Annotated in this window: 7 protein-coding genes; 3 read left to right on the top strand and 4 right to left on the bottom strand. The window is 66.9% G+C overall.

Going from position 1 to position 5,628, the window contains the following annotated elements; all coding sequences use genetic code 11:
- On the bottom strand, positions 1-400 hold a 400-nt coding region (locus tag HY68_RS35550; RefSeq protein ID WP_198533498.1), incomplete at its 3' end, for an NAD(P)-binding domain-containing protein.
- 99 nt (positions 401-499) lie between these two features.
- On the opposite strand from HY68_RS35550, the gene HY68_RS35545 reads away from it, so the two are divergent.
- Positions 500-1,003 (top strand): MarR family winged helix-turn-helix transcriptional regulator, encoded by a 504-nt coding sequence (locus HY68_RS35545; RefSeq protein WP_052457485.1) that lies wholly within the window; start codon positions 500-502, stop codon positions 1,001-1,003.
- Between the two features lie 339 nt (positions 1,004-1,342).
- Here HY68_RS35545 and HY68_RS35540 read toward each other — a convergent pair whose 3' ends face one another.
- A complete protein-coding gene (locus tag HY68_RS35540) occupies positions 1,343-1,972 on the bottom strand; it encodes a hypothetical protein (protein ID WP_198533497.1) in 630 nt (209 codons plus the stop codon).
- 1,160 nt (positions 1,973-3,132) lie between these two features.
- On the opposite strand from HY68_RS35540, the gene HY68_RS43070 reads away from it, so the two are divergent.
- Positions 3,133-3,273 (top strand): hypothetical protein, encoded by a 141-nt coding sequence (locus HY68_RS43070; RefSeq protein ID WP_157874504.1) that lies wholly within the window; start codon positions 3,133-3,135, stop codon positions 3,271-3,273.
- A 151-nt stretch (positions 3,274-3,424) separates the two neighbouring features.
- On the opposite strand, the gene HY68_RS35530 is transcribed toward HY68_RS43070, so the two are convergent.
- Entirely contained in the window at positions 3,425-3,790 is a 366-nt protein-coding gene (locus HY68_RS35530) for a VOC family protein (protein ID WP_041999858.1), read from the bottom strand.
- A gap of 92 nt (positions 3,791-3,882) precedes the next feature.
- Between HY68_RS35530 and HY68_RS35525 the strand changes: the two genes are divergently transcribed.
- Complete coding sequence (locus HY68_RS35525) at positions 3,883-4,848, top strand: WYL domain-containing protein (RefSeq protein ID WP_041999856.1); 966 nt, start codon at positions 3,883-3,885, stop codon at positions 4,846-4,848.
- Between the two features lie 564 nt (positions 4,849-5,412).
- Here HY68_RS35525 and HY68_RS35520 read toward each other — a convergent pair.
- Positions 5,413-5,628: hypothetical protein (locus HY68_RS35520; protein ID WP_041999853.1), on the bottom strand; the 216-nt coding region annotated here is incomplete at its 5' end.

Here is a 5,628-nt window from a genome sequence, read left to right as displayed (position 1 = left end):
CCACCATGATCGTCAGCTCACCCCGCCGGGCCGGCCCGGGGTTGCCCAGGAAGGGCGCATCGAGAAGAGACACGCCGAGGTCCTCCGCGCGGGCGACGACCGCTTCGATGTCACCGCCGACGGTCGCGCACTGTGCCACCACCGCACCGGGTTCGAGGGACGGGGCGATCTGCGTGAGCACGTCCAGTACCGCGGCCGCGTCGAACACCGTGACCAGGACGACCTCGGCGGTGTGCACCGCCTCCGCAGAGGTGGAGAACACCGCCACGCCGTCGCTTTCCAGCGGCCTCGCGCGGGCCTCGGTCCGGTTCCACGCGCGGACCGGGAAGCCGCGCTCCCGCAGTCGCCGCGCCATCGCCGAACCGGAGTCGCCAGTCCCGAGCACCGCTACCGTCCGCACCAGTCACACCTCATATTCATGTGACTTGACTCGTCAATTTGACATGTCAAGTTGTAGTGTTGACGGTACTCTTCGCCACTGCGCACAGCAAGGGACACCATGGAAAACGACGCCCCGCCCGGGCTTCTCTCGCACCGGGAACAGGAGATCTGGCGGGCCTTCCTCCAGTTCAGCGAGAACGTGGTCTCAGCGGTCGAACGGGACCTGTTCACCACAACCGGCCTGTCCGGTGCCGACTTCCAGATCCTGGCGCGGCTGCACGAGACCGAGCACGGCCGGATGCCACAGAAACACCTCGGTGAACTCGTCCACTGGAGCCAGACCCGGCTCTCCCACCAACTCACCCGCATGCAACGCCGCGACCTCATCAACCGCGCATCCGCAGGCCACGGCAGACTCATGACCGTTTCCCTCACCCCCGCAGGCCGCGCCACCTACACCTCCGCACTCCCCCACCACACCCACTCGGTCCGCACCCACTTCTTCGCCCACGCCCAACAGGCCTCCCAGGAAACGGGCCTGCAGCTACTCGACGCCGCGGCACGCGGCGACCACCAACAGACCCACGCCGGCAAGCCGGAAGACCGACAGGACGCACCCTGACCCGCGCAGGCCACAACCGCGCTGGAACGGACCGCCAGAGGCCGGTCGAGTGCCCGGACAACACCGTACGGAGCAACGCGCCGGACAGTGCCCACGCCGGTCTGGCCGCATCCGGACGCCTACGGCCCAGGCTGCCCGAACATGTCCGACCTGGCTGCCATATCCCAACCGTCCCATGGTGCGCTCGCCCACCGAACACTGCGCATCCGGCCGCCCATACCGACCTGGGACGAGCCGCCGTTCTGACACCACCACCCCCAGCCTTGCCGTCGTGGAAGACGGGATCGCCCCGCTGGACTGGTCTCAGCGGGGCGATTGTCGGCGAGGTGTCGGGAGGACTCAGCTGAAGTCCCTGCCGAAGTAAGGGTCGGGTTCACCTGTATAGGGGTCGACGCCGGACTCCCGGAGTCGCTGTTCTTCGCGCCAGTGGAGGAAACGCGGCGTGCGTTTCCCCCAAAGGGAGGCGTCACTGAGCGGGCACTCCTCGAAACCCTTGATGAACAGGCGCCGGAGGAACTCCGTCATCCCACATTCGTAGATCTTCCAGTGGGGCGAAGCCTGCCGCTCCCAGACAATCACCGGCCACTTGCTGGGGTCGTCGCCGACGGTGAGCCAGCCCAGGACGTCAGCTCCGCAGCTGACACCCCACGCGAGAACGTGGTCAGGGCCGACATCAACCCCATCCGGCCCTCCTTCGGACTCCCACAGCTCACGCATGATGACCGTCTCGCCGGCCATACTCCCGAATCCCGGCCCGCCCTGTGGCTGCGTGCTCGCCTCGGGCGTGAGGACCTCCAGCGCGGCGGCGATGCCTCCAGATCCGTATGTGCTCATGAAGGCGATGTAGTCACGGGGGAAATCGACTCCCCAAGCCCGGCGCATCGCCTCCCAGTCCACCTGCTCATCGGCGCCGTCTTCTGGCGACATCGCCGTCATGAGTGCGGCGAGAGCTGTTCCTTCGGACGGCATGTCCCCTCCAGCGCTGTGCATCGTCGGACGCACGGTATCCGACGCCCCCGACATCGACTTTCGAGGGGTGGAAGTGCCGACCCGGCTTCGTACATCGCGCCGGCTGACAGCCACCAATTGGCCGCCTGATCAACGATCATCAGGCTCCCCCTACCGACAGTTGACACCAACCCACCCGGCCGGACTTCGGCCGGGGCGAAGTCAACACGAGGCGACCGCAGCATCGGCAAGAGGGCGGCCGCCCCGCACACGATGACAATTCAGGGGCCCGCTTTCGTGGCCGGCGAAGCCCGTACCGGCCTACGGCTCCGGCGACAGGGGCGACGCGGGAAGGCCCAGAACACGGGCAAGGGCGGCTGTGACGGCAGCGCAACGGCCAGGCAGGTGCCTGGAGGCCCAATCGGCAGCCAGCGCAAGAAAGTCGGCCAGGCCGCGCTCGGCACCGGCGAGCAGGGCGCGGAGCTCGGATACGCATAGCTCGATCACCGGACTGGGCCCGGCACGACGCTCATGGAGCTGGACCTTCTCTGCACCAACGGCACGAGTCGAAGGCGCGAACCGGCTCTCAACATTGCTCGGCAGCCTGGGCTACGGCCTCTCAACTGGCGGTAGCAGGTTGTGCCACACGTGTCCGCAGGAGCCTTTGCAGCAGGTCTGCCTGCGGCGGGTGTCGGCGACGGAGAACACCGAAACAAGGACACCGAACGCTTTGATGTGCTCGTCAGCGGGGAGTGCCGCGAACCCGTAGCGGGGTGGGTCCATGCAAATCATCACCGAGGGGTTAGCGGTGGGCTTCACTCCGGACCGAGCAACTCCCCCGTGGCCGTCCGCCGTCGTGATGTGCGCCTGCATCGCATAACCGACGACCTCCTGCAGTACCACCTGCCGTCCTGCCGGGGAGAGGGCGGCAAACCAGGTTGTCCCGTCCTCCAACGTGCGGAGCCCTTGCGCGACCTCGTTGACGACTCGCTCGCCCTCACGCCGAATGGCTCGCCCGTTCTCGCTGCTGGTCCCCCACATTTCTCGATCACTCCACATCGCCTCGGGCCGAAAGCGAGCTGGCGGCATGCAGCACGACTCCTCCCCTGACCAACGCCCCGGTACGTTGGCTTCTGGAGCACGTCGGCTCCAAGGGCTTCGCGGAGCTGAAGGCGGCCGAGATGAACGGCATGTACTTCACCGACCAGGCCCTGCGCCAAACCGCCCTGCTGGTATCCGCGCACGGAGTTGACCAGGTCGGTGGCGAAGATCCTGCGGAAGTCGTCGACTCGGACGCCTTGTCTGTCAAGTCCACGTGTTGAGCCGGAGCTGACCACCTCTGAACCGAACCAGGGAGCCGCCTACGGCCCTCGACGCTCAGGGACGCATTCGCGTGGGGCACTCGTCGGCCTCTCGAAGTCGGACGACAGCAGGCGCGAAACCTATCGTGCGCGCCTGCCGCCTTGCGGCGTGTCAGTCCCTCGGTGCGACGCGGATACGGTTCCCGTCAGGATCGGCTGCAAGGAAGGTCAGCCCGAACCCCGCATCATGAGGCTCCTGCAGGATCGTGACGCCCTTGGACTGCCACTGCTTGAAAATGGCGTCGACCTCGTCGGGCCCACTGTCGATGGCCAGACACACCTCACTGGTACGCGGGACGTCCGCTGACAGATCCTCGAACTGGCCGGACCACACCGCGAGGTCAGCGCCAGGCCCGAGGCCGAAGGTGATGTATCTCGGCGTCTCGAACGAGGGGCTCATGCCGAGGAGGTCTCCGTAGAAACGCGCTGCGGCGGGGGCGTCGTTGACGTAGACGATGGACACGACGGATGTGGTCATGGTTCTTCCTTCTCGCAGGTCGTGGGTACGCATCCGCCAGCCTGACCGGGATATGCGCCGCATCATGTCGCAATTCCTGAAAAGCTTGGCGTGTGACCCCAGACCGCTTCTTCTCCCTGATGCTGCTCCTGGCATCGAGGAATGCCGTGACCACACAGGAACTTGCCTCGGCGCTGGGGGTGTCCCTTCGCACCGTCAACCGGGACCTGAACTGGCTCCGAGACGCCGGTCTGCCGGTGACCGCGCAACGGGGCCGCCTCGGAGGCGTGACCATGCTGCCCGGGTCCGGGCTCGACCTCACGCGACTCACACCCGGCGAGCGTGATCATCTGTCGCTCACCGGGCTGGACGAGAAGCAACGCGCGGAGCTCGACGCATCGGTCGAAAGCCGGCGCGCGCTCTCCAAGATCGCCGCCGCACAGCCACGTCGAGTTGATGAGCTCCTGCCGCTCACCGACGTAGTGCACGTGGACAGCCGCCCCTGGCTCCAGGCCCGTACGTCCGGCACGACCCCGGCTTCGCTGATCGGCCCGGTGCGGCGCGGTCGCCGGCTACGGATCGAGTACGACAGCCCACGCGAGCCATGCCCCCGCGACCTGGTCGTCGATCCCTACGGGCTGCTCGCCAAGGCCGGCAGCTGGTACCTCGTCGCCGACTGCGCCCGAGAGCCACGGATGTACCGACTCGACCGGATCACGACGTGGAAAGAAGCCGACCAGCCACGACGGATCCGCGAGAGCCGGACCCTGGCCACCGTCGCTGCAGCGCTCATTGCTCAGTGGGAACACAACCACGCGATAGAGGTCAGCGCCACCATCGACCAGACCCAGATCGAGCGAGCGCAACGGATCTTCGGCCTACGACTCGTCCGGGACGACCATGAAGAATCCGCCACCGGCCACAAGGTAACTATCCGCTTCCTGCATCTGGAGGACGTGCGAGCACTCCTGCCGTTCGGGAGCGCCATCACTGTGCACGGCCCCACCGAAGCCAGGGCTCACCTCCGCGACCTCGCCACCGATCTTGCCCACCACTATGCGCCGTCACCAACATCCTGACCCGCAAGGACTACTCATCACACCGGCTCGGAGAGCAAGGGCAATGCCGAGTGGCGCCTTCGGGTTTCTCGCAGAGCCCCTGGCTGCAGCTCTCAGGCAGGGGATGCTCCTCACCGCTCGAATTTGGTATCGGGTCGCCTGCTTTCCGGGTGGGAGACCTCTGGTTGACGCTGAGCGGGCAGCGGACGGAGCACGGCCGTGCGATCTGTCAGCTGCTGGCGCAGGAGTTGGTTCTCGGTTGTCCTTGGTGCAGAGCGCCGACGAGGGCCTCGACGTCGGCCTTGAGGTCGGCGATCTCCACCGCGTCAGCAGCACGGAGCTCTTTGAGCCGGCGGACCTGCTTGCGTAGGCGCTGTTCGCTGTCCGAGGGGTCGCCGCGCGCGCGGACCTTGTCGTAGAACTCCTTCTTCAGGTCGGTGTGCGCCTGGGTGAGTGCGTTGCGCGGGACACCGGCTTCGAGGGCGAGGGCGACTATCGTCAGCGCGTCGTTTCAACGCTCTGGCGTTCCGCCCAGGATGCGGTCCATCGCGGCACGGATGAGGTCGCGCTCGTTCGGGCCGGGGCTCATGACGTCGGCTCCTGGAGGTCCATGCGATCGTAGTGGTGGCGGTCAGCCAGGTCACGGAGGTGGTCGGCCCGCCGGGTGAGCCGGTCGGCGAGCGGGCCGGACACTGCCTCCGAGGCGGCCCGCTTCTCCAACGCGTGCGTGTGCTGGACGAGTTCGTTGCCGTCCGCTGCTATCGGGCCCGCCTGGATGTTGTTCACCGTGATGGCTCTCGG

The organism is Streptomyces sp. AcH 505 (genome assembly GCF_000818175.1).
Lineage (GTDB): Bacteria > Actinomycetota > Actinomycetes > Streptomycetales > Streptomycetaceae > Streptomyces.
The sequence above is the reverse complement of the archived record's forward strand: the minus strand, read 5'-3'. Positions and strand labels throughout refer to the sequence as shown.

Excerpts from the sequence above, each read along its gene's own strand:
- HY68_RS43070 (WP_157874504.1), top strand. The coding sequence starts at position 3,133 with ATGAACGGCATGTACTTCACCGACCAGGCCCTGCGCCAAACCGCCCTG.
- HY68_RS35545 (WP_052457485.1), top strand. The coding sequence starts at position 500 with ATGGAAAACGACGCCCCGCCCGGGCTTCTCTCGCACCGGGAACAGGAG.
- HY68_RS35540 (WP_198533497.1), bottom strand. The coding sequence starts at position 1,972 with ATGCCGTCCGAAGGAACAGCTCTCGCCGCACTCATGACGGCGATGTCG.
- HY68_RS35530 (WP_041999858.1), bottom strand. The coding sequence starts at position 3,790 with ATGACCACATCCGTCGTGTCCATCGTCTACGTCAACGACGCCCCCGCC.